Source organism: Halothiobacillus diazotrophicus (assembly GCF_001663815.1).
Lineage (GTDB): Bacteria > Pseudomonadota > Gammaproteobacteria > Halothiobacillales > Halothiobacillaceae > Halothiobacillus > Halothiobacillus diazotrophicus.
Genome location: NZ_CP016027.1, coordinates 1,363,417 through 1,387,243, shown reverse-complemented (window position 1 = coordinate 1,387,243; position 23,827 = coordinate 1,363,417). Strand labels below are relative to the sequence as shown.

The following is a 23,827-nucleotide window of genomic DNA, read 5'->3' as shown; positions in this document are numbered from 1 at the left end:
TTAAGGGGTTCGCTTGGGGTCTAGGCTGAATCGTGTGGTATCTATATTGATGCAGTCGGCTTGTTTCCAGTATTTCACTACACTGTTGCTGTAGCTTGTATGTGAAATTGTTGATCCGTATCCATTGTGGAAATTTGCGTATCGCCTTACGATCGTTTCTTCGGTTTCTTTGGGTCTTTGGTCGTGATATCTGGCAATCATTCTTCTCATTCTTAAGCCAGAAACCGTATTGAAATTATGCATGTTTTTGAAAATTGAATTTGAATGGGTTAGCATCCACTTTTTCAGGTCGTTGTCCGTGAATATAGCGGCATTGTATAGGGCATTCCAGCCTTCATTCCACATTTTTACCGTCAGGTAAGGATTGAGCCCCCTCTCACTCATGCCTAATTCAGAGAGCAGTTTCTTGATTTTTTTGTAATCTGATGGATTCGCCTTAATGCTGCTCCAGGCCGTTTTTGAACTCCCCCCTGACTGTCTTATGTAAGGATTTATTAGGTTTTGTAGCTTCAAGTATCTTATTATGCGAACATAATACTGTCTTGTTATGGAATAATTTGCTGTGGCAGGCGGAGCTACGTTGATTTCTCGCCATCCTAGCCCTGTGTCTCGTGCAAAATTATATAGGGTTGGCTGTGGAATCTTGATGATGTTTGTGGTGGCATAAATATTGTTACCTATCCAGTTTTTCACAGCTGATATGCGTATTTTTGCTTGGTTTAATCTCCTGATTAATCCAGTGTCGTTCCCATTTGCATCTTCGAGACCTAGGATTACTAATTCGCGCTTGCTGTAGCGTGGATGTAGTAATGCTCTCAAAGGTTTTTTACTGTTGCTGGCGGGCAGTTTTACCGGTGGAGCTGAACTGATTAAGACTTCATCGATAAGTGTCGCTGCGGTGAACTGCGTCTTGCCATAACTTGCTGGTTGTTTAGGGTTGTGATTTCGTTTACTGACTTCGCCCAGGAAATTACTGGTATTCGTCGGGCAGCCTGTTTTGGCGCAACTTTTGCCCTTGGTTTCCTGCATTTCAATTGCTGCTTTCAGTCGGTCGAAACGGCGATTAGGAGTCATTGCTTCCGTGCACTGCACGGTATCCTGCCCTTGTGGTACCACCGCGCCGGTAGACGTATCGTTTTGCCCCTTTTTCCCTCCGGGATAGAGCGGTCCATGATTTGCTAATGTCACGGAAGGGTAGAGGAGCTGGGGTTTGCTGCTACTGCACCAATATTTTGAATGTACGTTTCCGGCGTTAAGTACGTCTGCGATGAGTGCGGCTGCATGTTGATCGCTTATGTTTAGTGTAAAGCTCGGCGGTGAGATCATGTCGTACAGATAGTAATTTATGAAATCTCGTACCAGGTCTGTGCCTTTCGGGGCAAAGGTTGACATGGTGCTGTCCAGCCAGTTGGCATAGACGTTATCTGGTGACGTTTTGTTAAATAAGGCCTTATCTTGATAGAGGTTTGACTGGGCGAAAAATGAGCCCCCCGCATCGTAAAGTAAGTTGCCCCCATCCTTGGTTCCACGAATCCAAAATGCCCACCGCCCCTGGGTATTCACTGTTCCGGGTGTTGCTGAAAGTATTCTATTTGGTGTTGAATCAATGAGGTAATAAGTAATTTTCGCTGCCCCGTCTGGGTCGAAGTACAGCAGAGGTTGGCCGCTGACATAGGCGGTGGTGTCAAGTTTAAGGTTTTGCGGGGTTTTGCTATCGATGCTGTCGGCGATGCCGGCGGGATCGGGGCTGATGTAGCGCCCGGTGATTGGATCATAGTAGCGGGCGAGGTTATAGCTCAGGCCCGTGTTTGTATCGGCGTACTGGTTGACGAGGCGCAGGTGCGGGTCGAATTGGGTGTTGCCTTCGGGTGAGGCTTTGCCCCAAGCGTTGATATGCGATTGCCAGAGCGGGCTTTGCTGTACCCCATTGTGGTTCAGAGCGGTGACGGTCAGCACCGCACCCCGGTGATCGGTATTCAAGGCATAAGCTGTGGCTGGGAATTTTAGGCCGATTGCTGCCAACAGCTCGGTCAGATTGTTCGGGGCTGATGGGGGTTTGAGCCAGGCGATGGGGCGATAGCCGGCATAGACGTATTCGCCGGTGATGCGGGTATGGCCTTCGGGGCTTTGTGTGGCTGTGGCCAGCAATTGGGTGCCCGCATAGAAGAAATAGGTGATGCCTTCAGATGTGCGGCTGCTGGCTCGCCGACCTTGAGCATCGTAGGTATAGCGGGCGAGGCTTTGCCCTGTCGCATCGTTGACGGCGGTTAATTGTCCGGCGGCATTCCAGATCAGCTGTAGATTGCCTTTGTCGGTATTCAGGCGATGCGGCAATCCGGCGGCATCGAATTGTTGCCCTGGCGCTCGCAGGGCCATACCCGGTTGCGGCTCGGGGGGTAGGGCGGTGGCGTCGCTATTACCGGCGGGCTGCGGGTCAACATTTGGACTGAAGTGGACCAGCACTGTTTTGGGTTGGTTGGCTTCGGGCAGTCGGGTGAGCAACGGATCGAGCCATGCTGGCCAATTGATCAAATCGATTTCGGCAAGCTGGCCCTCAACATCGGGGTGTTGGGCATTGGCGGCATAGTAGCGGTAGGCCAGCCGCTGGCCGTTGGGCAGGGTCTGGCTGAGCAGTTGTCCGGTACTGCTGTAGTACAGATGCCGCTGCATGCGGACCGGATGGGTTTGATCCAGCGTGGGGATCGTAACCTGTTCGCTGGCCAGTTGTCCCCACAGGGTATAACTGCGTTGGGTACGGTGCAGTAGGGGGCCGTGAGCGCCGCCGTTGCGGACGGTTTCTTCCGTCAGATTCGGGCCGACCCAGTGCAGTTGCACGGTTTGCTCGGGCTCATTCGCACCGGCTGCCGTTCGCAACATGCGAATCAGTCTGCCAGCCAAATCGTACTGCGCCTGGCTGCGATTGCCGAGCGGATCGGTTTTTTCGATCAGACGGTCTGCCGCATCGTAGCGGGCTGTCTGCCAAGTTTGGCCCGGATCCTTGATGGCAACGACACGGCCGAAGTCATCAAAGCGACGCTCGGCGGTTTTGCCGTCTGCCTTGAATTGCAGTACGTGATTTTGTGCCGCCGTACCGGGTTTGCCCCAGGTGGTGTCGAGTTTCTGTGCGGAAGTTATTACCTTGGCCGACGTGCTGATTTTGCCCGTCGGTGGCTGAGTATTGCCCGGGGGTTGAGACAGAAAACGGAGCACTTGCCCATCGGCCAATGGGATCGGCTTCGGGCGGCCGGCGGCGCTGTAGTCGATTCGCGTTCGGCTTTGATCCGGCCAGATGATTTGGGTGAGCTGGTTTTCGGCATCGAAGCCGGCATGACGGGTACGTTCGACCAAAACGTCGTGTTTGCCCGGTGAAAGGATTTCCTCCGACAGCGTGGCCACTTGACCCAGCGCCGTGTAGTGCATGACATCGCGATGTACTTCGTTGTCAAACTGGCGGGTGATGGTTTGAGGGCGTCCCTGTGCATCGTAGGTTAACCGTACAGTCCGATTCATCGGGTCGATGATCTGGATGAGTCGGGTGCTTTTCTGATCCCATTCCAACTGCGTGATATCCGAATCGGCCGGGGATTGTTTTGGCCCATCGGGCAGGGGGCCATCGATGCGGGTGAGCAGGCTGCGGCCGTTGATGGTTTGATAGGTATAGGTGGTGGTGCGGGTGAGGGCGGTGGGTTGCGGGTGGCCTTGGGCATCGATGGGGCTGAAGCCCGATTCCGTCACTTGGGTGGGTTGGCCGACGGCGTTGTAGGCGATGTGGGTGACGAATTCCTTGCCCGGTACCACGCTGGGGCGAATGATCTGGTTTGGCTCGATGGCCTCGCCGGCATAGGTGTAGCGCACCAACGGACGGGCGGGCTGCGGTTTGCCGTGGAGGTACTCGATCTGGCGGATTTCGATGGGGCGACCCAGGGCGTCCCGACGGGTTTGGGTGGAACTCAGAGGGCGCCCTTCCGGGGCGAGCCGAGTTTCGTCGATCATCCGCCCCAGCTTATCGTAGCCATAACGACGATTTGGCGTGCCGCAACCCGTACAGCCCGCTCCTCGCACTTCCAGCAGGCGATTCTCCTGACCGATGACCGTATGGGTAAAGACCGTCTTCTGACCGAGACTGTTGGTGAGCACCGTCTTGGATGGCGAGGGGTACGCGAAATCCACCTGACCAATCCCCGTGCCGGGCAGGACATCCCCCTTGTCATCCAACTGCCGGGGCTTGCCCAGGACACTGAGAATCCCCCGACCCTGTTTGTCATAAGCCCAGGTGCGGATGCGCCGGCTCGGCGGCGCCACCCCATCCACGGCCTTCGCCGTCACACTCAACCCCGTCAAAAAGCTCGGATGGCGGGGATCCTCATACAGATAATGCCGGCTGACCCCATTGGGCAGCGTCACCGCCGAAAGATTAGCCGCCAACAGACCCCGATCGCCCGTAAAACCCTGGGGTACCGGGCTGCCATAGGTATAAACAAACCGACCCACCGGACTATCGATAGCGTGCACCCCATCGAACGTCGGATTGACAGACCCGCTCGGGGAGCCGGACGACACCTTCGGATAATGCAGCGTCAGACTGCGTCCCTCGGGATCGGTCACCTTCACCAGCGCCCCCGCCATATTGTGCTCAAGGCGAACGAACTCCCCCGTGGGGGCCGTAATCCGCACAAGCTTGCCCTGCCAGTTAAATTTCAGCTTGCGGCCATCGGCCCAGGTCCAGACATAGCCGCCGCCCTCGGACGACGGCAGTTCCCGCACCGAGCCGTTGGTCGGGTCTTTCGTCGCACACTGACTGGGATCCTTGGCATTGCGGACAAAAATAATCCGAGTGCCATCGGCCTGCATGATCTGCAAAGTATTGCGCACCGGATACAACTGCGTTTCATAAGAAAGGCGCCAACCCCGGCCGATCGTCCGACCGGTCGCCTGAGGGGACGCCAGGGCGCTGTTGTAATAGCGCACGATCTCCAGCCCGAGCACCCCCGGCAGGGCAGGCAAATCCACTTCCTGCTCAAACTTATTGCCGGTGATGACATTGATCGGATTGCCGCCCCCCTGATTGGTGCCGGAACTATTGCCCAGGCTGGCGACCCCGGCGCCGCCACAGGTGGCGCCCGAGCTGCCAGCCCCACAGGCATGGGCTGCTTGGGGGAGCGGCGTGACGCTGGCAAGCAGGGCAAGCCACAGGAGGATGGGGCGGAGGCGATTGTTCGTGTTCATCATAGATCCATCTATTCCGTTTGATCTGCAATCCTTGCGGTGCCTTCAATGGCGCGGTGGGTTTCGGACTCAAGTAATGCAACAGATGCCTGCGCTTGGGGTGCAGCCAGTTGGGGGCGTCGAGCCGCCAGATCCGCTGGGTGGTGGAGCTGGTGGTGGTGCGGTATTCCCACTCCCTTGAGGGGCTCCCGGTTTGTTATTTCCGCCTCCGGCATTTCCATTTCCGCCAGTGCCAGTGCCCGTCGGCAGCAGCTTGGGATCGCGAATTGGCGTTTGCATATAGACGGTGGCCTGGGCCTGGATACCGAGGCTGTACACCTTGTGTCCTGCGGCTGCGGTTCGGGCCAGATCGAGGTGGCCGATGAGCCGGTCGATGATCGGCACGATCAGGGGGTACTGATAGGTGACGCGGATCTTGAGCAGGTTGGCGTCCTGTACGGTGAGGTGGCTCTGCGGGCCGATGTGGCTGCCGCGGAAGGGCAGGCTGTCGTTGGGGATGGCCTTCACGCCGTCGAATTCGGGTTGCTGGAAGTCGTTGAAGGCCGCCCGGGTGGGGCTGGCGATGTGGATGCTTGCTGCCTGGGCCAGTTGCAGGTCGGCCTTGGCTTTGGCGTAGGCGGCGATCAATGTGGTGCCGCCTGTCTGGTGGCTGTAGAGGGGCATGAGGCCCCGGGCGAGGCCGTCGAGCATCGGGCCGGGTTGGGCGAAATGCGTGGCGCCGCTGCGGGCGGCCATGAGGGCGGCGTAGTCCAGCGTGGCCTTGGCTCGGTAGAGCAGCACGCCTTGAAAGATGCCGAGCAGGAGCACGCCGAAAACGGGAATGACGATCACCGCTTCGACCAATCCCTGGCCGCGCTGGCTACGGTTGGTGGGGTGACGGATCATGATTCAATTCTCCGGTACGGCCGGCGACGGGGGTGGTGTGGCGGCTTCAGGTACGCTGTTCGGCGCCGCGTTCGGTTCGGGTTGTGTCAATCGGGCGATTCGTTGGGCCATCACCAGACTTGCTTTCTGGAGCGTCGGGTCGCCATGGGCGTGACGGGCGCTTTCTGCGAACGCCGCTTCGGCCTGTTGCATCAGCACGATGCCGAGGTTGTGCCATGCCTTGGCATAGGCCGCATCGTGACCCAGCACGTGTCGATAGGCTTCGACGGCCAGGGCTGGCTGATTGCCGCGTGCGTAGGCGTTGCCCAGATGAAACCAGGTGTCTTCGTCTTCCGGCAGCAGGTGTGTCAGCTGTCGATAGTCCGCCTGGGCCTGGGGCAGATTACCTTCGGCGTAGGCGAGACGGGCATGTTGCTGCAAGGCCATGACGTCGGGGAGATTTTCCGAGTGCGGCTGTGTCGCGCAACCGGTCAGGCCCGCTCCGAGGATGACGAGGCCCAGGGCCATGCCGCGGAAAGTCATTTGCAGCGCCATTGCCAGTGCTCTCCACATTGCGGGGTCAATCGAGACAGGCTGCCGGGGGCAAGCTCGACGGTCTGATGGGCGCCGTGGCATTGCCGCATTCGCCAAGGCTTGACGTGTTCGTGCCAGTCGAGCACATGTCCGTCGCGATTGAGGAAAACGATATCCAGCGAATAACGCATGCCGAAGGTATGAATGCTGCCGCAGGGTACGAGCCAGAGGGCCTGTTGTGCATCGTTGGCCAGGGGCGGTCGCCCGAGCAGGCCCCGCAAACGGCTCCAGGGACGGTCGGCTTGCCAGGCCAGGGGAACGATGGGTTGACCGTGACGGTAAATACTGCCGGGATTCATAGAATGCCCTCCTGCTGCATCCGCAGATAGATGAAGTACGCCAGAAACAGAAAAATCAGTGGAAAGAAGAACATGACGAGCGGCAGCATCATCTTGACCGGGGCCTCGAGCGCGAGTTTTTCCGCGCGCAGGAAGCGTTCTTCCCGGCGCTGTTCGGCCTGGGCACGCAGGCTGCTGCCGAGACTGGCGCCCACCCGGTCTGCCTGGATCAGCGTGCCGGTGAAGGTGGAGATCTGCGGCATGTCGACTCGATCGGCCAGGCGTTGCAAGGCTTCGGCGCGGGAGAGTCCCGAGCGCATGTCACGCAGCAGGCGCGTGAATTCCTGGGACAGCGGGCCCTTGGGGCCCTTGAGGGTGGCCTGTTCGATGCCGCCGGTCATGTTGAGGCCGGCCTCAACGGCCATGGTGATGAAGTCGAGATAGATCGGCAGATCCTTGATGATCAGACGGCGACGCTGATTGCGCCGCTCCGTGAGCCACAGGCTGGGATAGAGCCAACCCAGCAGGCCGCCAAACAGGAGCGCGCCGCCATAGAGGGGGAGCGTCTGTTTGTGGAGCATGGTGAGGATCAGCCAGAGAAAACCGATGACCAGTACCATGGCCACGACGCGTAATCCGTAGAGCTGTTCCGGCGTGAGGACGAAGTCCTGTCCGGCGGTTTGCAGGTCGTGGTGGGCCTTCTCGAGCTTGTCCGGCGAGAGTCTGGGCGCGATCACGAAGGTGACGGCATTGACCAGGGGCCAGATGAGGCGCAGGCCAAGGGGCAGCGGATCATGAAACTGGCGATCGGATTCCGGGACGTCCCGAAGGAAACCGGTGACGGCCCAGAACAGCAGTCCGACGGAGCTGCTGATGAGTAGGCCGATAAGTAGGACGAAGGTGGTGGTATTCATATGTCGATGGTCACGATCTTGAGGCTCATCCGGTACCCGAGGTATTCCATGACGACGGCGATGCCGACGATGCCCCAGCCAATGGGCGTGTGGTAGAGGTCGTGCATGGTGTCGGGGTAGGCAAGCGAGAGAAAGGCGATCAGCCCCACCGGCATCAGGGCCATGACGATGCCCTGGAGTCGTCCCTGAGCGGTCAGGGATTTCACCTTACCTTCCATGATCAGGCGGCGTCGGAGGGTTTCCGCCAGAGACGCAAGGCTTTCGGCGAGGTTGCCGCCCACCTCGCGCGAGATGCTCACGGCCGACACGAACAGCGTGACGTCCTGAACCGGCACGCGCTGGTTGAAGTGGGCCAGCGCTTCTTCCAGCTTGATGCCCATGCGCTGTTCGCGCAGGACGAGCGCGAACTCCTGAGCCAAGGGCGGATCGGTGTCGCGGGCGAGGCTTTCAAGCGCCGGTGCGAAGCCGAGACCTGCCCGCATGCTGCCGGCGACCATCATCAGGCCATCGGGTAACTGCTGCTGGATCTTGTCGATTCGTCGTTGACGCAATACGGCGTACAGTTTTTTCGGCAGGATGGCGATCACCCCCAGGGCCACGGCCACGAGCACGAGGTTGTTCGTGAGAAACCACAGCAGCAGCGGGATGGCAATAAAGGCGACGAGGTTGATGCGCCACAGAACATGGGTGTCCAGGAACAGGAACATGTCCGCGAGGGTGAAGCTGGCCTGTTCGGTGAAGGTTTCTCGATAACGCCCCATGAATGCGATCGTGCCGCGCATCAGCACGTAGCCGAACAGCGTCACGCTGAGGAACACGACGAGGACGACGGCCATGAGGTTGTCGTTCATGGGGTTTCCCCGTCGGCAGGTTTGAAGATCGACAGATCGACCGCGACCCCCCGTTCTGCCAACTCCTCGTAAAACTCGGGCACGGCACCGGTGGCGACGAATTTTCCGCGGACCTTCTTGTCGGCGTTGCCATGATCTCGCCCCCGGAATAGGAAGATGTCCTGGGTCTGGATCGTGCCGCTTTCGATGCCCGTCACCTCGCAGATGTGAGTGATCTTGCGTGAACCGCAGGGAAAGCGACGCTGATGGATGATGAGATCGACGGCAGAGGCGATCTGTTCGCGAACGACGGCGACCGGCAGATCCATGCTCGACATCAGTACCATCACTTCCAGTCGCGAGAGGGCGTCGCGCGGCGTGTTGGCGTGGGCGGTGGTCATCGAGCCCTCGTGGCCCGTGTTCATGGCCTGCAGCATGTCCAGTGCCTCGCCCCCACGGCACTCGCCCACCACGATCCGGTCCGGACGCATCCGCAGGCTGTTGCGGACGAGATCGCGAATCACGATCTGCCCCTTGCCTTCTAGGTTGGGTGGCCGGGACTCCATCGCGACGAGATTGGGCTGAGTCAGCTTGAGTTCGGCGGCGTCCTCGATGGTGACGATCCGCTCGTGTTCGGGGATGTAGTTCGAGAGGATGTTCAGGAGGGTGGTCTTGCCCGAGCCGGTACCTCCCGTGACGATGATGTTCCTTTTTTCCCGCACGGCCATCTCGATGAATTCCAGCATCGCGGCATTGCAGGATTCATAGGCCAGAAGATCTCTTCCGCTCATCTTGCGCTTGCTGAATTTCCGGATGCTGAGGCTTGGGCCGCGCAGGGCCACGGGCGGAATGACGGCATTGACGCGGGAACCGTCCGGCAGTCGGGCATCGACCATGGGCGAGCTTTCGTCGATCCGTCGACCCAGCGGAGCGACGATCCGTTCGATGACGGACAGGACCGCCTTGTCGCCGGTGAAGATGACCGGCGAACGTTCGATTCGGCCGGCGCGCTCGATGAAGATCTCGTCGGACCGATTGACCATGATTTCGGTCACGCTGTCGTCGGCGATCAGATCTTCCAGCGGTCCCAGACCGATGGCTTCGTCCAGCACCTCCTTCGCCAGCCGGCTGCGTTCGATGTCGGACGGCAGTTCCGTAGCTTCTCTCTCGATGATTTCTTCGATAAGGGCTGCCGTTTTGGCGCGAAGCTCCTCATCGGACATGCCGTGAACGTCGACCCGGCGCAGATCCATCTGTTTGACCAGGGCGAAATGGATACGCTGTCGCCAGGACAGCATCTCGGAGTTCTGCAATGGCAGAGGTGGCCTGACAGTCGCCGTCGAATTCGAAACCTGCGTTGTTTCCCCCGCCTGTGGGGCGCCATCAGGCACGGCTTGCACGGGTTCCTTCTCGGCCGGTGCCGGCGATGTGTGTTCCGACTCGGCCAGGATGCGCAACCGATAGGCCCCGATGGCGACGATGTCCTCCCGGCGCAGGGGACCGTGCTGTTCCTGCACCCGGTCGCCGTTCACGATGATGGGCGTCCGGCCGCTGAGTGCCTGAATGTAGGCACCGTCGTGCCGCGCGTGGATTCGGGCGTGTTCTCCGGCGATGTTCCAGCCCTGCAGCATGATGAGGTTGTCCTCGCCCCGCCCGATGCCGCAACTGTCGTTCAGGCATCGAACCTGACGAGGGGCCCGATTCGACGTTTCGATCTCTACCACGAACATGGTTTCCCTCCCGTTCAGTTGATGATGTTGTCGCCCATGGCTTTCTGGAAGTCGTCGCGCAAATGGTTGCTCTTGTCGATCAGGTTCTGATTGCGCGGCGAGTGGGGCGTGACGATGTAGGGCGTGACGAAAATCACAAGATCGGTGCGTTTGGCTTGGAAATTGTGCGAGCGGAACAGCTCGCCCAGCACCGGTATCTGACCCAGCCCTGGGACTTCGTCCAGGGCTTTGGAGCCGGAAGAGTCGACCAAGCCGGAAATGACGATGGTCTGCCCTTCATGCACGTTGACTTCGGTGCTGGCTTTTCGAGTCAGAAACCCTGGGTAACCCTGTACCGTTACACTGGGGTCGATATGGCTGATCTCGGCTTTGACGCTGGTGGTGATGTTGCCGTCGCTACTGACCACGGGTTCGATGTGCAGTTTGATGCCGTAGGGCTTGTATTCGACCGAGGTTTGACCCAGCCCCTGGGTGACCGGGATGGGGACTTCACCACCCACCAGGAAATCCGCGACGCCGCCGCTACGCGCCGCCAACTGTGGCGTGGCCAGTTCCCAGGCATTGCCGGTCTGCATCATCAGGTTGATTTTCGAGGTGATCGACGTCACCAGGCCAAAGTAGGCGGGGGTGCCGGACAGCGCGAGGGGCAGTTTCACGGTTTGGCCGGTGCCATCGATACCGCCGAAGGTGCTCGGTGTCATGCGGAATTGCGAATTGCCCGACCAGTCGTGGGCCAGACCTCCACCGGGACCATCCAGCACCGATCCCCACTGAATACCGATTTTGTTCATGGCGTTTTTGTCGAATTCCATGATGCGCACTTTCATCATCACCATGGGTTTCATCTGCACTGCGTTGGCCTGGGTGAAATCCAGTACCTGCGGATAGACCTTCTTGATGGCGGCGATCTGGGTGAGATCTTCTTGTGTCAGATTGGTCCCGGTTAAGACGACATTGCCGCCCACCGTATTCACGGCGATGGCCGGATTGTGATCAAGAAGCCGACGCACCAGATCGGCCACCTGATCGGTGTTCCCCGTCACGATATGGAGTGAGATGTTGCGTTGCTGCCCATTGCGCATCCAAAGCTGCAGTGAGGTATCTCCCGGTTTGTTGGCAATGATCACCATCTGGTTGTGATCGAGTACACGTACTTCGACCAGACTGCCATTGCCCACGGCCACGCGCTTGAGGGGGCCGGGGGCATCACGCACCACCGCCTGCCCGGCGTATAGGGTGAGTGTCTCGGGTATCTGGGGCGTTGGGGGGCTGGCTATGGCCGCGGTGGAAAACAGGCCAATGAGGCCGATCCAATACAGTATGCCTGCCGCTCGCCGGAAAATGCCGTGATGAAAACTCGAATCCATGAGCTAGTGACTCCCGCCTATGATGAATTGAACGCCTCGACCGTATCCCGGTCGGCCGGTACCCAGCAGATCCGCTTCGCTGAGTAGTTTCAGATTGAGATCGCCCCGGTTTTCCGGCGAGCGCAGCATGACCCGCAACTGACCGATTTTCTTGGCCATGCTGAGGCGCTGCGCATTGCGGGGGCTGAGTTCCAGCGTGACATTGGAAAAGCTGCTGTCGGTGGCATGGTCGCCGGTCTTCAGCCCTCGGGCGCGTTTGCCGGTCGCCAGAACGAGCACGTCGCTCAACAGCGGACGGATAGTGTCTTTCTCGTTTTTGGACACCAGCAGCAAGATGTCGATGTGATCGCCCGGCACGATCAAGCCCGAGATCGAGTTGGTTTCGTTCACCTGTATCGTGTAAGCCACGTCATCCGGGTTGATGATGGCGGAGAAGTGGTCGGCGATCTGCTCCAGAGCCGTTGTGGGAATGGGGGCGCCCTGGGCCAGAGGCGTGCGGAGCACCTGGCCCAGGTAACTGCCGTAGTTATCTGGCGTCAGTACGTCGGCCGGTACGAAGTCCTGGGGGATATCCCGTGAGGCAACGTCGTCCGCGGTCAGCGTGTCTCCCGCCTTGAGATCGTGCGTCGGTACGACGACGGCACGCGTTTTCGCCTGTACCGGGGCGTGGGTGCGCGCGGCGACCTGTCCATTGATGTACTGGATGGCCATGAAGCTGGCCAGAACGCCCAGCAACAGAGCGACCAGAATGTAAACAACATTTCGATTGATCCTTGGCATCGACAAGTCCTTTGTAGAGATTTCAGGGAGTCTTCGGGGTTAGGGGGCCGACAAGGCGAACACAAAGCTCTGGTAGGCATCGCTCAATGCCTGCGCCAACTGATGAAGTACATTCGGCCCGCCCACCAGCACCAGCACGAACAAAAACGTGACGATGGCGTATTCGGCCAGGGCCGCACCATGCTGTCGGCGATATCGCGGCAGTCGTTTGGGGGCACCGGGTTGGCATGGGTGGTTTTTCATCGGATACCTAAGGGTTCTGAATCGTCATGACGAGTTGCGATCGACCCTGTGGACCCGGCGTGATCGCCAGATTCATTTTTTGGTCGCCCCGCTGATAATCCAGCACGCAGCCGGACGCACTGCAATGATCGTCCACGGGCTTCCAGCCGTCACCCGCCAGTCGCTCGCGGTAAAAGCCGGCGTTCTGGCGCGGTGACAAGTGGTTCTGCAGGGCGACCATGCGCGAGGGGATGGGGTCGTCGGGGTAACGGATGTCGTTGAACACTTTGGAGTCCATCGGTTTGGGCAGGCCCTCGCCCGGCACGAAATGCGCGGGGGCGGAGGTGATATCGACCACCCCGATATTGCCCTTGCTCCCGCCGCCCGCCGCACTGACCTGGACCGTCATGAAATAATCGCCCTGACGGTGACCGATGACCTGTTCATGCCCCATCGGGTTGACGACGACTTGTCCTGCCCAAGCTTTGCGATAAAACGCCAGAATCTCGTCCGGCGATCGGGGCGACGAAAATGTCTGGGCGTGCATGTCCAGGCCGTTGAAGACGATCCGCCCCGCTACGTTTTGGGTCGTGGTGTCTGGGGGCAATGGGGGCGTAGGCCAGGAGAACAACCCGGCCATGGCCGTAATTGGTAGCCAGAGACCGAGATGGATAATCATCTGGCGCCAAAGTCGTTTGTTCGGTCTTTGAGCGTTCATGCTACTTCACCAGCTTGTCGACAGGGACGACATCCGGGGCGGTTCGGCCGAGCTCATAATTATTAAGACCCGGGGTAATGAGTTGATCCATCAGCGGAATGCTTCCGAGCAGGTGAACCGAACTCAGGATTGCTGATTTGAAACCGCCTTTCAGCCATGTGGTTGGTACCAGGGGTTCGATGACACCGCGAACCGTGCGATTGGCATAGGCTCCGCCCGCCATTTGACCATTCAAGGTTTCGCCGCTGCCTGCTGCATCCCAGGGGTCAGCTAATAAAACGGTTTTGGACGAGAAGTCCAGACGACGAGTCGCAAGGTCGCCCAAAAACGTCAATGGCGACCCACTATGCCCTCGGATTTTTTGGGTATTAGCATGGACTTCAGCAGTGATCAGTCCTTGACGATTCGGGGGCAGGGTGCTGTCGAAACCCAATTGAGAGAGGGCGTTTCCGAATATGCCTATGACATTACTCAGGTAACTTGGCGCTGCTTGCTGCTGGTAGACGGTTAACGTCAGGTCACCCGGTTTGAGTAAGGCTCTGCCCGCGAACGTAGTTAGCATGGGGTCGGGCAATTGTGCGGGCGACGCCCCGCCACTACGCAGGGCTGTATTGGCATTTGCAAACTGATGTTGACGCAGTCTTGCTTCTTCCTGTGTCCGATTCGGCAATGATGCCGTGGCCAGTGCGGGGTCTACCGTTGCTGCCCAGGCGGCTTCACGGGCGGCGTTCTGGGTTTGCAATTTTATGTGTATAAATTGTCCCAAGAGCATGATGCCCGCCGCCAGTGGCACCAGTACCGTGAGGGCAATCGCCATTTCGACCAGGCTTTGCCCGTTTTGCCTGCGGCGATGGGCATTCTGGATACGAGGGGGGAGGGTGGAGCGAGTCATGACCGAATCACCGGGTAATACTCGTGCAACGGAGTGTGCCGCTAAGCGTCAACCGGTCATGGGTTGCCCCGGGGTTATGTAATTCGACGTGCTTGAACGTGATCGTGCCGTTGTTTGTGATCTGAGTGGTATCAAGTCCCGTGATCGTATCGGTCGCCCGGGTATTGAAATAAAAATGCTGCTGGTTTTTCCCGGTGGGCACGAAGCCCAGATGCTGGCCCGTGCCATCATCGTGTGCTGCAAAAAAAGTGATATTGGGCCCCGTGGATTTCCCGATGGCGGCATAGTCACCCAGGCCAACCAAATGGCCAGAACGTAGAGTGCAATTGAGGGCATTGAACGAGGCAGAGCCAGCTAGGGCACCACTGTAATGAAGTAAACTGTTTTTTGAGGAAGGACTCTTTGCTTCGGCATTTCCGGATGTGCAGATGACGACGAAGCCCGCGAACAGAGCGAAGATCATGGGGCCCTTCCATATGCTGCGCTTCCCCCCTGCGCGTGCATAAATCGGGTCGGTTGTTGGGTTTAGCCATGCTGCGGTGCGGGTAAAGCTCATTTTGTGCCTCCTCCTTATCCCGGTACCTGTTCGGTGCAGGCAATCGAGCCATTGAGCACTAGGGCACCGCTGCCCCTGGGGTTTTGAAGCTGCGCATGAGTAAAGACGACTGACCAGGTTTTGTGACGCTGGGACCATGCCACCCCGGCAATACCGTGCCGACTTGAGGAGGATGCGACGAAATTATTACTCAGTTCGTTTTTTCCTTTCGGTACAAATTCCAGGATAGCTGAGCCTGATTTGTTGATTGAAAGGGCGAATTTAGGGCCAATCTCCGTTTCGGATCCTGCCGTAAGCATGATCAACTTGCCGCCATTGCTGAGGCAGGAGGCATGAGGAAAGGTTATCGATCCGTTGTCGGCTCCCGAGTAATGCAGGATATCTTTGGTTGCTACGGTGCTTTCCGCGTGGACGAGGTTTGGTGGAGAGATCCCGGAATACGTGGCTAGGACGATCATAAATACCGCTGATTTTTTCAGGAGATCACGATTGGTGGGTTTCTGTACGTGTAGTGACAATGTAGATAAGTTGTTCATAATTGCTCCCAGTCGGTTAATTGAAGGTCTTGTCGAAGAATTTCAAGGATACGGGGTAATGGGTTTATATCTATCCTTCTCGTCATACAGGCAGGTCAATGTGCCATTCAGCGTTATTGGTCTGGCCTCTTTCCCCACTTTGTATTCAGAATCATAAATTTCGAAATTATTGAAAGTGACAAACCAGATGCCCTGTTTGCTTCCCCAAGTTATACCGGCAGGTCGGTTCATCGAGAAAAATGTATTTGTCGCCGTTTGATTTCTAATATTTAATCTTAGGTCGACGCCATGACCGGGACTGGAAAAAAGCAAATAAGGTCCTGGATCGGGTGGCGGTGGCTGAATGTTGTCCGGGTATCTGGGTTGATAGGGAAGAGTCATGCCTAGAGTGTTATTAATATGTGCGCATTCCGATGAATGAAAAGTGATTTTTCCGCTGATAAATCCTGAGTAGCTTAGTGTGCCGGCATTGCCCGTGGCCTCATCAGGGAGTTTTGGCGCAGCCTTTGTAATTGTGATCGATCCGATGAGTGCGATACCCAGGAGAGCGATACTGAGTACTCCTGGCCTATTTAGAAGCATTTTCTGTATGTTTTTAGTATTCATTGTTGTTTCTCGTTCGTGATTATTGTTCCGTTATTGGTTTTTGTTGATTTTCCGCCGCGAGACGATATTGTCAATATTCCTCATGGTGAGCTGAGTCATGAATGCCCCCAATCAATGCATGTTGGCCAAGATTATCTGTGGTTTGGCCCACTCATATAATTAATATTAAACGGATGGTTTTTCATGAATGACGTTCTCGGTTGCCGCGGGGCATTGCAGGTAATCTGTTCATGGTATGCACACGCCGACCACCCCATAGGTGGCCGCAACCGCTATTTGCGTCACACAGGGTGTTTCCACCAGACGGGCGTGCCAATACGGACTGAACAGGCTGCCCATTTCTCGGTGTGAATTGACCAAATTTGGGAAAAGGGTTTGCGGACGGCTGAAATAAACTTCGGCGGATGATAGGGCTGTCATTTTGTTTCGAACCGTTTTGTCCTGAATGTCGAAATCCGGTGCCCCCCCGATACCGGGGATATGACTACTGGTGCGGATATCATTCATGGACTCTTCGACGAGCACGGTGAACCTGGGGCCGACATCTAAATGATTTACGCCATTGGCGGAGGCGTTTTTGCCATTCAGGTAGGGAATGGTTGCCTTGTCCTTCTGAATGTCGACATAGTCGGGAAGCCCAACCGTGCTACTCAAAGTGTTGGATAGAAATGAGCCCGCACCGCTATTGGGTTCGATAAATGCCTTGTCACTAGCACCTTCGGCGGGTCTGGAAAGAGCTAGCCACCCGGAGAAGCCATTTTGGGTGGCGTCGGAATAGGGGCGGTAGTGCCCCTGTCCTGCGTATTCGTGACCATTTCCCCGATATGGCCCATACCAGCCATTGTTTTTATTGGCCAGACTTTTGAAGGAAGATGGTTTTTTGTCGACTGCGGCCCCGCCTCCCCATGCCAAGGGCACATTGAAACTCACCGCATGAGGAGGAAAACCCGTCGTACCACATAACCAGACGGGGCAGGAAAACGTGAAGTTAAGGGTGTCTACGCCAACCCAGTTACGATAGTTGACTAGGTCGGTACCCCCGCGCTTATGAAATACCCCCAGTAAGTTTCCGTTGCGCGCTCGCGAGAACGGATCCCGCGCTTCCATAACGACGTTGGTTAATCGATCCGCCCCCGCTGATCGGTCGCCGTTCTTCGGAATGCGATATTGTTGAATATAGCCATTCACCGTACGGGCATTGGTTGCGAGAATCAGAATCCCCTCAGGAGGGATGTGGGCATTCGGGTCATTCAGTTGTACGACCCGACTGGCTAAATTGATCACGTCGGTTGACGAGACATTCGCTAAGAGCTGAGTGGTACGGGCGTAGATGCCATCTAAGATGGAAATTGCTTTTGCGGCAGCTTTGAACATCGTTTGTTCAATGTCCCTCCCTGATTTGAGACCACTTTCGACGTTTTCCAAGGCGTTGGCGACCATTTGCAATTCCACGCCCACACCAAAAAAAGTCAGTACGACACCGACAACGCGCAAGGCGGTTTTGAGGTTATGGGTCGCACTAATGGCGAAATTCGTCCATGAATACCAACTCACCATTTGGGCCATGGCGACTTGATTCGCGATGGTCGCGCGGTTCATGTACGAAATCATGTTGAAGGCGCGTGCCTGCTGCACGGCGGCGCTATAGGCGGCGGCATCCGCGGTGTTGACGATTTGGATTTTCTTGCCGACCGTTTGTCCGGTGTTGAACAGAACGATGACGCCAATCACGAGGGTGACGAGTGTCACGAGGGCAAGTACCAATGCTTGCCCTCGCATCGGTCTGGGGGGCAAAAAAACAGGGGCAGTTTTCCTGGGCCCAACAAGCTTCACGGCAACTCCTCGCACGACAAAATGGCTTTGTCAGATGGTCAAGTCACTCTTGGCGACTAACAGTAGGCCCTTCCCCTTACCCTAAAAAATAGGACGAATAATGGGACTAGCAATACTTCGCCGGGAGTGAATTTCTTAACTGTGTTAGTGAGCCGTCGAGTTCTTGTAGCTATCCAGCGTTTTTTGTTTATCTTCGCCACGGGCTTTGCCCGCTGCCTGGGCAGCACTATCGATATCAGATTGGGAGTTTTTCCCCGCCAGTTCATTTGCCATGCCGGCAACCTGTGATCGGGTGGTTTGTCCGAAGTAGGTCACGGCCGCAATCGCGGCAATCGCAATGAGTGCCGTGATGATGATGTACTCGGTCATGCCCTGACCGTGTTGACGGGTACGAAGGCCGTAAGGGCGCGCGATGCGTGAAAATTTCATGTTCAACTCCTGTAAAACCGAAATCATGCAGAGGTAAAGTGACTGCACCTCAAAGGGGGTTTAGTCCAAGCGGCAATTAATACTAATCCTTGAATTACGCCGCTGGAGGTCGGGTTGAACCCCGATCCTTTTTTCACCCTATCATGGACTTGTGATTTTGCAAACCCGTCGTTAGGCTGGTGCCGCAATGGGGTTTTTTGCCTGAAAAGGCTTGCGACGGCAGCGATTCGATGGCCTGTTTCATGGATGTTTCGTTCGTCAGGGAGGAGAAAAAATGCACAATATGCCATGTAGTTTGTATGGGAATGGGATGGTGGTGGCTGTCCATGATTTGGGGCGCGTGATGCTCTTGATCGTGAGTCTGCTTGTCTTTGGCAACGTTTTGGCTTCCGACGTTTCGGGGTGCGCGGACAATCCGATTGTTTCGCGCTTCAAGGGTTCGGAGATTGCGGGATGTCGTGCCGTGCGATTCGAGGCGCTGACGTTGCCGACAGGGCGGTGGTCCGACGACAAGCATGCCTGGACGGCAGCGCGGGATCTGTCGGGTCGAGTCTCCCGATTGGTGTATACCGTGCCGGGGCAGGCCGGTGGTCAGGAGGTGTTTCAGAGTTATCTATCCGCGCTGAAAGCGGGTGGGTTCACGCTGGCATTTTCCTGTCACGGTTTTGAGGATTGCGGTTACGGTTTTGCCGAGCAGCTGCTTGGTGGCGTGCGGGATACCTTGGCGAAGCGCCCCAATCTCGTGAGCCATGTGATTTCTGCGGCGAGTGGTGAGGGTAAGTTTTCGTTTCTGACGGCCTTTCTCGATCGGCCTCAGGGCGAGGTGGGTGTGTCGCTCATGGTAGTTGACCGGGATAAAGGTTCGGGCTTGTCGATGCCGGTGGTCGTGTTGCGTGTGGTCGAACGCCAGCAGATGGCTTCGGGGCAGGTGACGGTGGATGCCAGGGCGATGAGCAAAGGCTTGGCGAAAGATGGTCATATCGCGCTGTATGGGATCCAATTTGCGACAGATAGCGCCCAGATCGAGCATGATTCCCAGGGTACGTTGGCGCAGATGGCGAAAATGCTGGTTGCTGAGCCGAAGGCGAAGGTGTTCATCGTCGGGCATACGGACAATACGGGGCAGCTGGCTCACAACCTCGCGCTTTCCAAGGCCCGTGCCAAAGCCGTTGTGGATGCGCTGGTGACGAAATACGGCATTCAGCCGGATCGATTGATGGCCGAGGGTGTCGCCTCATTTTCGCCCGTAGCGAGTAATGCCTCCGAGGCGGGGCGCGCGCGCAACCGGCGGGTGGAGATGGTGTTGCAGTAATCCCAGGTCGAGAAGGGTTCCTGGGATTCGGGCATCCGGCTAATCTGCCGTCGCGGGGGCGGGTTTTGCTGGTGGGGTGATCCGGTCGCCATAACGCAGTTTATGCGAGCCCGGTGGCGGGGTCGGTGTGGCCGGGTTCCTGGCGTGCTTGGAGCCGTAGGTTTGCTTAGGCTCCGTTTGGGTTGACGGGGTATCGGCGACCGGATCGCCGATACCGATGCTGCTCAGCATGAAATTGCCCATCAGGATCGTGCCCAACGCGAGTGCTTTGAACAGATACATGGCATGAACTCCCTGAGAAATGCGATGCCTGTAGTTTCTCCGGGGAGGATTTCGGGGTTATTGCCCAGTTGTTACCAGCTGTTACACAGCGGCTGTCTTACAGGCCGGCCATGCCGTAGCGCTGCAATTCCGATTGCCACCGGCGCCAGTCCGGCAGGTACTGATCCATGAAGGCATAGAACCGGGCGTTGTGGTGGCGTTCATGCAGATGGACCATTTCGTGGACGAGCACGAGGTCGATGCATTCGACCGGCATGCGCGCGAGTTCCAGATTCAGCCAGATGCGCCGGTCCCGGGTGTTGCAGCTACCCCAGCGGGTTTTCATGCGTTTGATGCCGATGAAGCTCGGGGCAACGCCGATGCGTTCCGCCCACGGGCGCGCCCGCGCATCGAGTGTCTGCTGGAGGATTTCCCGCAGGAATCGGTTCAGACCGTGCTGGATCTGCTCGGGTGTCGGGGTGATTTCGCGTCGATGAAGGCGAAGGATGTCCGCATCGATTTCGGCACGGTTGGTTCGGGCGTTGGTGGCCAGCCGCAGGGTGAGGGGCTGGCCGAGGCAATGGATGGCGGTTCCTGCGCCGAGTGGTTCGACGGGATGGGGGCGCGGTTGCTGTTGAATCCGGATCTGATGCTGGCGGATCCAGTCCTGTCGTTCGATCAGGAGTGCGTGAATCTGTTTGAGCGGCACATGGTGCGGTGCGCTGACCGAGACGCGTCCGTCCGGCGACTTGATGCGCAGGTACAGGCGCTTGATGGATTTTCGCGTCAGTTCAAAGTTGAGGTCCGTGCTCGGCAGAGTGTGTTGGGTAGTGGCGTCAGGCTTGCGCCGGCTGCTGGCCTTTGTGCCGCCACGGGGTTGCAATTCCGGGGCGGTCGGCTGGCTGGATCCGCGCGCGCGGATCCAGTCGCGAAGGGCATTCATCCTGCCGAGGGTTGCCGGAATATCAGCCCGTATGCCCGTTGGCACGGGCGCGTCGGAGCAGGAATTCGCTGATGAGCCCGACCGGGCGGCCGGTTGCTCCCTTGTTCTCGCCGACGTTCCAGGCGGTGCCGGCGATGTCGAGGTGTGCCCAGCGGTAGTCCTTGGTGAAGCGAGCGAGGAAGGCGGCGGCGGTCAGCGCGCCGCCTTCCCGTCCACCGATATTGGCCATGTCCGCGAAGTTGCTCTTGAGCTGGGGCTGGTATTCGTCCCAGAGGGGCAGTTCCCAGGCGCGATCGTGACTAGCCTCGCCCGCCTTGAGCAGTTCCTGGGCCAGGGATTTGGTGTTGCTGAGCAGGCCGCTGGGTACGCGACCCAGGGCGATCACGCAGGCGCCGGTGAGCGTGGCCATGTCGATCACGGTTTCGGGCTTGTAGCGCTTGGCGTAGGTGAGGGCGTCGCAGAGGATCAGTCGGCCTTCGGCGTCGGTGTTCAGTACTTCGATGGTCTGGCCGGACATGCTCTTGATGATGTCGCCCGGCTTGAGCGCACCGCCGCTGGGCATGTTTTCCACGCTCGGCACGATGCCGACGACGTTGAGCGGCAAACGCAGCTCGGCAACGATCGACATGATGCCGACGACGGCCGCGGCGCCCGACATGTCGTATTTCATCTGATCCATGTCCAGGCCCGGTTTCAGGGAGATGCCGCCGCTGTCGAAGGTGACCCCCTTGCCGACGAGCACGATGGGTGCATCGTCCGGGTTGGCGCCCTTGTGCTCCATCACGATGAGCTTCGGCGCTTCGCGGCTGCCTTTGGCCACGGCCAGGAGTGCGTTCATGCCCAATCCTTCCATCCGAGCCTGATCCAGCACGTCGACGACCAGGTTCGGGTGGGTAACGGCCAAGTTGCGTGCCTCTTCTGCCAGGGTGGACGGCGTGCAGTAGTTGGCGGGCATGTTGGCGAGATTTTTCGTGAGATGGATGCCGGCGCTGATGGCCATGGCTTCGCGAAGGCTCGCTTCCGCTTCCAGCAGCCCACGGCGGCTGGGTGTGATGAAGGTGACCTTGCGCAGCGGACGACGCGGACCCGGGTCGGGATTGGATTTCAACTGATCGAAGCGGTAGAGGGCTGCATCGACGTTCAGAACGCTTTGGCGCAGGATCTGTTCGAGTTCGACGCCCTTGATGTCGAGCTCGGTCAGGTGGCTCACGCACTCGGTGGTCCCGCGGTAGTGCAGGGCCTTGACGGCGGCGGCCGTCGCCTTGTTGAACGCGTTCAGATCGAATTCCCGCTCTTTGCCGAGGCCGACGAGCAGCACGCGTTCCGCCTGGATGCCGGGCACGGCGTGAATCAGGAGTGTGTCGCCCAGTTCGCCCTCCATGTCGCCCCGACGGGTCAAGGCGCTGAGATGTCCGTCGCTGGCCTTGTCGATGGCCTCGGCTGCCTCGGATAGCTTGCGGGCCTCATAAACGCCGACGATCAAGCAGGATGTGCGTTGTTTTTCCGGTGCACCACTTTTGACTGAAAATTCTAACAAGGCTGTTCTCCTGATCTGAGGGCTGGGCATAACGTTAGCAATTCTAGCAGAAGCCGTACGACAGGCAGCGCGATGCGGAGACGTGATCCGCCGATTTCCCGGCCCCGATGCACATCGTCATGCGCGGGGTTCCCTGCGGTGTTAAGGTAGGGGGTATTGACGTACAAGTTCTGCCCGGTGGGCATTGAGCTTCTTTTCGACCGGATACGATGCGCGACGTGCCTCCCGCTGTCGACGGTCGTTCAACAGGACGGTATGAGATGGCAAATACTGAACAAGATGACGAATTCGAACCGGGTATCCAGGACCCCTATCGTTACGAACCCAAGGTTCGGGCATCGGGGCTTGGCCAGTTCTCCAAATGGTTGCTGATCATCGGGGCGGTCATGACCGCCATCGGCGTGATCGGTGGCTTCAGCACCATGTTTCTCGTGAAGGGCGGCGGGCATTCGATCTTCCTCGACCTGTTGATGCTCGCACCGGCCGGTTTCCTGATCGCCTTCACCGGGATCACCGGTTGGGTGATCAGCGGCGGGAAATGAGGTCGCCCGTTTATTCCTTGTGCTTGCCCAGTTCCCGGTAGCGGGGACAGGGCTCGCTGATGACGGTGGCCGGTCGCGTATCGAGGTGCAATGCCGTCAACGAGCGACCCCATAGACACCCCTGATCGATGCCCCAGGTCTTGCGCCGATCGCGCGCCTCCCCCAATGATGACCAGTGCCCGAATACGATGCGTGCGTCGCGGCTGGCGCGCCGCGGCATGTCGTACCAGGGAATCAGGTCGGGCGAGACTTCGTCCAGCGGCCGCTTTTCCTTCAGGTCCAGACGTCCGTCGGCGGTGCAGTAGCGCATGCGCGTCAGGGCATTGATGGTGTAGCGGATTTTCAGGGTCTTGCTCAGGCTGTCCGACCAGTAGGCCGGGTGCTCGCCGAACATGGCCGTGAAAAAGGGCATCGGGTCCGATTGCCGTAATGCCTTTTGCGCCACCTTAGCCTGTGCCATGGCCATCGGGATGTCCCAGGTGGGCGGGATGCCGGCGTGCACCAGCGTCCAGTTGAGCTCGGGATCATGATGGATCAGCGGCTGATTGCGCAGCCAGTCGATGAGTTCGTCCCGGTCCGGGGCTTCGAGGATCTCGTCCATCGTGTCCCCCGGTTTGGGTTGCTTGTCCGTGAACGCGCAGGCGAGCAGATACAGATCGTGATTCCCCAGAACCGTGATTGCCGAGTCGCCGAGATCCCGCACGAAACGCAGGGCTTCCAGCGATTGCGGGCCGCGATTCACCAAATCGCCGACGAACCACAGCCGATCGCTGGTCGGATCGAAGTGGATGCGGTCGAGCAGGGCCTTGAGCGGGTCCAGGCAACCTTGCAGGTCGCCGATCGCGTAGGTCGACATG

Annotated in this window: 23 protein-coding genes; 2 read left to right on the top strand and 21 right to left on the bottom strand. The window is 58.1% G+C overall.

Annotated features, from left to right (window positions below):
• The 17 genes from A9404_RS06165 to A9404_RS06095 all read right to left on the bottom strand — a co-directional run bounded on the left by A9404_RS06165 (position 1) and on the right by A9404_RS06095 (position 18,375).
• A complete protein-coding gene (locus A9404_RS06165; RefSeq protein WP_066099381.1) occupies positions 1 to 5,229 on the bottom strand; it encodes a DUF6531 domain-containing protein in 5,229 nt (1,742 codons plus the stop codon).
• Between the two features lie 66 nt (positions 5,230 to 5,295).
• The gene (locus A9404_RS06160; protein WP_066099380.1) at positions 5,296 to 6,111 is read right to left on the bottom strand and encodes a TadE/TadG family type IV pilus assembly protein; all 816 of its coding nucleotides are present in this window, start codon (positions 6,109 to 6,111) and stop codon (positions 5,296 to 5,298) included.
• 3 nt (positions 6,112 to 6,114) lie between these two features.
• Positions 6,115 to 6,645 (bottom strand): BTAD domain-containing putative transcriptional regulator, encoded by a 531-nt coding sequence (locus A9404_RS06155; protein ID WP_066099379.1) that lies wholly within the window; start codon positions 6,643 to 6,645, stop codon positions 6,115 to 6,117.
• Positions 6,630 to 6,983: a DUF192 domain-containing protein gene (locus A9404_RS06150; RefSeq protein ID WP_066099378.1), complete on the bottom strand. Its 354-nt coding sequence runs from the start codon at positions 6,981 to 6,983 to the stop codon at positions 6,630 to 6,632. The genes A9404_RS06155 and A9404_RS06150 overlap by 16 nt, the downstream gene beginning before the upstream one ends.
• On the bottom strand, positions 6,980 to 7,876 hold the full coding sequence (locus A9404_RS06145; RefSeq protein WP_066099377.1) for a type II secretion system F family protein: 897 nt from the start codon (positions 7,874 to 7,876) through the stop codon (positions 6,980 to 6,982). The genes A9404_RS06150 and A9404_RS06145 overlap by 4 nt, the downstream gene beginning before the upstream one ends.
• Positions 7,873 to 8,727 carry a type II secretion system F family protein gene (locus tag A9404_RS06140; protein ID WP_066099376.1) on the bottom strand — a complete coding sequence of 285 codons (855 nt, stop codon included), beginning with the start codon at positions 8,725 to 8,727 and terminating at the stop codon, positions 7,873 to 7,875. The genes A9404_RS06145 and A9404_RS06140 overlap by 4 nt, the downstream gene beginning before the upstream one ends.
• On the bottom strand, positions 8,724 to 10,436 hold the full coding sequence (locus A9404_RS06135; protein ID WP_066099375.1) for an ATPase, T2SS/T4P/T4SS family: 1,713 nt from the start codon (positions 10,434 to 10,436) through the stop codon (positions 8,724 to 8,726). The genes A9404_RS06140 and A9404_RS06135 overlap by 4 nt, the downstream gene beginning before the upstream one ends.
• Before the next feature lie 14 nt (positions 10,437 to 10,450).
• Entirely contained in the window at positions 10,451 to 11,803 is a 1,353-nt protein-coding gene (locus A9404_RS06130) for a type II and III secretion system protein family protein (RefSeq protein ID WP_066099374.1), read from the bottom strand.
• A 3-nt stretch (positions 11,804 to 11,806) separates the two neighbouring features.
• Complete coding sequence (gene cpaB / locus A9404_RS06125) at positions 11,807 to 12,583, bottom strand: Flp pilus assembly protein CpaB (RefSeq protein WP_066099373.1); 777 nt, start codon at positions 12,581 to 12,583, stop codon at positions 11,807 to 11,809.
• Between the two features lie 39 nt (positions 12,584 to 12,622).
• Positions 12,623 to 12,826: a hypothetical protein gene (locus A9404_RS06120; RefSeq protein WP_066099372.1), complete on the bottom strand. Its 204-nt coding sequence runs from the start codon at positions 12,824 to 12,826 to the stop codon at positions 12,623 to 12,625.
• A gap of 7 nt (positions 12,827 to 12,833) precedes the next feature.
• Entirely contained in the window at positions 12,834 to 13,523 is a 690-nt protein-coding gene (locus tag A9404_RS06115) for a hypothetical protein (protein WP_197490454.1), read from the bottom strand.
• A 1-nt stretch (position 13,524) separates the two neighbouring features.
• Positions 13,525 to 14,415, bottom strand: coding sequence for a TadE family protein (locus A9404_RS06110; RefSeq protein ID WP_066099370.1), 891 nt, complete (start codon positions 14,413 to 14,415; stop codon positions 13,525 to 13,527).
• A gap of 7 nt (positions 14,416 to 14,422) precedes the next feature.
• Positions 14,423 to 14,971 (bottom strand): hypothetical protein, encoded by a 549-nt coding sequence (locus A9404_RS06105; RefSeq protein ID WP_156521260.1) that lies wholly within the window; start codon positions 14,969 to 14,971, stop codon positions 14,423 to 14,425.
• A 14-nt stretch (positions 14,972 to 14,985) separates the two neighbouring features.
• On the bottom strand, positions 14,986 to 15,507 hold the full coding sequence (locus tag A9404_RS13380; RefSeq protein WP_156521259.1) for a hypothetical protein: 522 nt from the start codon (positions 15,505 to 15,507) through the stop codon (positions 14,986 to 14,988).
• A gap of 42 nt (positions 15,508 to 15,549) precedes the next feature.
• On the bottom strand, positions 15,550 to 16,113 hold the full coding sequence (locus A9404_RS13375; protein ID WP_156521258.1) for a hypothetical protein: 564 nt from the start codon (positions 16,111 to 16,113) through the stop codon (positions 15,550 to 15,552).
• Positions 16,114 to 16,341: 228 nt separating this feature from the next.
• Complete coding sequence (locus A9404_RS06100) at positions 16,342 to 17,892, bottom strand: pilus assembly protein TadG-related protein (RefSeq protein WP_066099368.1); 1,551 nt, start codon at positions 17,890 to 17,892, stop codon at positions 16,342 to 16,344.
• A gap of 198 nt (positions 17,893 to 18,090) precedes the next feature.
• Complete coding sequence (locus tag A9404_RS06095) at positions 18,091 to 18,375, bottom strand: pilus assembly protein (protein ID WP_066099367.1); 285 nt, start codon at positions 18,373 to 18,375, stop codon at positions 18,091 to 18,093.
• A 343-nt stretch (positions 18,376 to 18,718) separates the two neighbouring features.
• On the opposite strand from A9404_RS06095, the gene A9404_RS06090 reads away from it, so the two are divergent.
• Positions 18,719 to 19,687 carry an OmpA family protein gene (locus tag A9404_RS06090; protein WP_231880975.1) on the top strand — a complete coding sequence of 323 codons (969 nt, stop codon included), beginning with the start codon at positions 18,719 to 18,721 and terminating at the stop codon, positions 19,685 to 19,687.
• A gap of 39 nt (positions 19,688 to 19,726) precedes the next feature.
• Here A9404_RS06090 and A9404_RS06085 read toward each other — a convergent pair whose 3' ends face one another.
• The 3 genes from A9404_RS06085 to A9404_RS06075 all read right to left on the bottom strand — a co-directional run bounded on the left by A9404_RS06085 (position 19,727) and on the right by A9404_RS06075 (position 22,428).
• On the bottom strand, positions 19,727 to 19,969 hold the full coding sequence (locus A9404_RS06085; RefSeq protein ID WP_066099365.1) for a hypothetical protein: 243 nt from the start codon (positions 19,967 to 19,969) through the stop codon (positions 19,727 to 19,729).
• 97 nt (positions 19,970 to 20,066) lie between these two features.
• On the bottom strand, positions 20,067 to 20,891 hold the full coding sequence (locus A9404_RS06080; RefSeq protein ID WP_082922782.1) for a M48 family metallopeptidase: 825 nt from the start codon (positions 20,889 to 20,891) through the stop codon (positions 20,067 to 20,069).
• Between the two features lie 22 nt (positions 20,892 to 20,913).
• Positions 20,914 to 22,428, bottom strand: a complete 1,515-nt coding sequence (locus A9404_RS06075; protein WP_231880959.1) for a leucyl aminopeptidase — start codon at positions 22,426 to 22,428, stop codon at positions 20,914 to 20,916.
• A 260-nt stretch (positions 22,429 to 22,688) separates the two neighbouring features.
• On the opposite strand from A9404_RS06075, the gene A9404_RS06070 reads away from it, so the two are divergent.
• A complete protein-coding gene (locus tag A9404_RS06070) occupies positions 22,689 to 22,970 on the top strand; it encodes a hypothetical protein (protein WP_066099363.1) in 282 nt (93 codons plus the stop codon).
• A 10-nt stretch (positions 22,971 to 22,980) separates the two neighbouring features.
• Here the strand turns inward: A9404_RS06070 and A9404_RS06065 are convergent, their stop codons facing one another.
• Positions 22,981 to 23,826 carry a symmetrical bis(5'-nucleosyl)-tetraphosphatase gene (locus A9404_RS06065; RefSeq protein WP_066099362.1) on the bottom strand — a complete coding sequence of 282 codons (846 nt, stop codon included), beginning with the start codon at positions 23,824 to 23,826 and terminating at the stop codon, positions 22,981 to 22,983.
• Position 23,827: the final 1 nt, after the last annotated feature.

What these genes read in the sequence shown, in the direction of transcription:
- A9404_RS06135 (WP_066099375.1), bottom strand. Translation starts at nt 10,436, where the DNA reads ATGTTCGTGGTAGAGATCGAAACGTCGAATCGGGCCCCTCGTCAGGTT.
- A9404_RS06155 (WP_066099379.1), bottom strand. Translation starts at nt 6,645, where the DNA reads ATGGCGCTGCAAATGACTTTCCGCGGCATGGCCCTGGGCCTCGTCATC.
- A9404_RS06070 (WP_066099363.1), top strand. Translation starts at nt 22,689, where the DNA reads ATGGCAAATACTGAACAAGATGACGAATTCGAACCGGGTATCCAGGAC.
- A9404_RS06150 (WP_066099378.1), bottom strand. Translation starts at nt 6,983, where the DNA reads ATGAATCCCGGCAGTATTTACCGTCACGGTCAACCCATCGTTCCCCTG.
- A9404_RS06160 (WP_066099380.1), bottom strand. Translation starts at nt 6,111, where the DNA reads ATGATCCGTCACCCCACCAACCGTAGCCAGCGCGGCCAGGGATTGGTC.
- cpaB (WP_066099373.1), bottom strand. Translation starts at nt 12,583, where the DNA reads ATGCCAAGGATCAATCGAAATGTTGTTTACATTCTGGTCGCTCTGTTG.
- A9404_RS06065 (WP_066099362.1), bottom strand. Translation starts at nt 23,826, where the DNA reads ATGTCGACCTACGCGATCGGCGACCTGCAAGGTTGCCTGGACCCGCTC.
- A9404_RS06120 (WP_066099372.1), bottom strand. Translation starts at nt 12,826, where the DNA reads ATGAAAAACCACCCATGCCAACCCGGTGCCCCCAAACGACTGCCGCGA.
- A9404_RS06105 (WP_156521260.1), bottom strand. Translation starts at nt 14,971, where the DNA reads ATGAGCTTTACCCGCACCGCAGCATGGCTAAACCCAACAACCGACCCG.
- A9404_RS06115 (WP_197490454.1), bottom strand. Translation starts at nt 13,523, where the DNA reads ATGAACGCTCAAAGACCGAACAAACGACTTTGGCGCCAGATGATTATC.
- A9404_RS06145 (WP_066099377.1), bottom strand. Translation starts at nt 7,876, where the DNA reads ATGAATACCACCACCTTCGTCCTACTTATCGGCCTACTCATCAGCAGC.
- A9404_RS06085 (WP_066099365.1), bottom strand. Translation starts at nt 19,969, where the DNA reads ATGTATCTGTTCAAAGCACTCGCGTTGGGCACGATCCTGATGGGCAAT.
- A9404_RS06080 (WP_082922782.1), bottom strand. Translation starts at nt 20,891, where the DNA reads ATGAATGCCCTTCGCGACTGGATCCGCGCGCGCGGATCCAGCCAGCCG.
- A9404_RS06165 (WP_066099381.1), bottom strand. Translation starts at nt 5,229, where the DNA reads ATGATGAACACGAACAATCGCCTCCGCCCCATCCTCCTGTGGCTTGCC.
- A9404_RS13375 (WP_156521258.1), bottom strand. Translation starts at nt 16,113, where the DNA reads ATGAATACTAAAAACATACAGAAAATGCTTCTAAATAGGCCAGGAGTA.
- A9404_RS06095 (WP_066099367.1), bottom strand. Translation starts at nt 18,375, where the DNA reads ATGAAATTTTCACGCATCGCGCGCCCTTACGGCCTTCGTACCCGTCAA.
- A9404_RS06110 (WP_066099370.1), bottom strand. Translation starts at nt 14,415, where the DNA reads ATGACTCGCTCCACCCTCCCCCCTCGTATCCAGAATGCCCATCGCCGC.
- A9404_RS06100 (WP_066099368.1), bottom strand. Translation starts at nt 17,892, where the DNA reads ATGCGAGGGCAAGCATTGGTACTTGCCCTCGTGACACTCGTCACCCTC.
- A9404_RS06140 (WP_066099376.1), bottom strand. Translation starts at nt 8,727, where the DNA reads ATGAACGACAACCTCATGGCCGTCGTCCTCGTCGTGTTCCTCAGCGTG.
- A9404_RS06090 (WP_231880975.1), top strand. Translation starts at nt 18,719, where the DNA reads ATGCTCTTGATCGTGAGTCTGCTTGTCTTTGGCAACGTTTTGGCTTCC.
- A9404_RS13380 (WP_156521259.1), bottom strand. Translation starts at nt 15,507, where the DNA reads ATGAACAACTTATCTACATTGTCACTACACGTACAGAAACCCACCAAT.
- A9404_RS06130 (WP_066099374.1), bottom strand. Translation starts at nt 11,803, where the DNA reads ATGGATTCGAGTTTTCATCACGGCATTTTCCGGCGAGCGGCAGGCATA.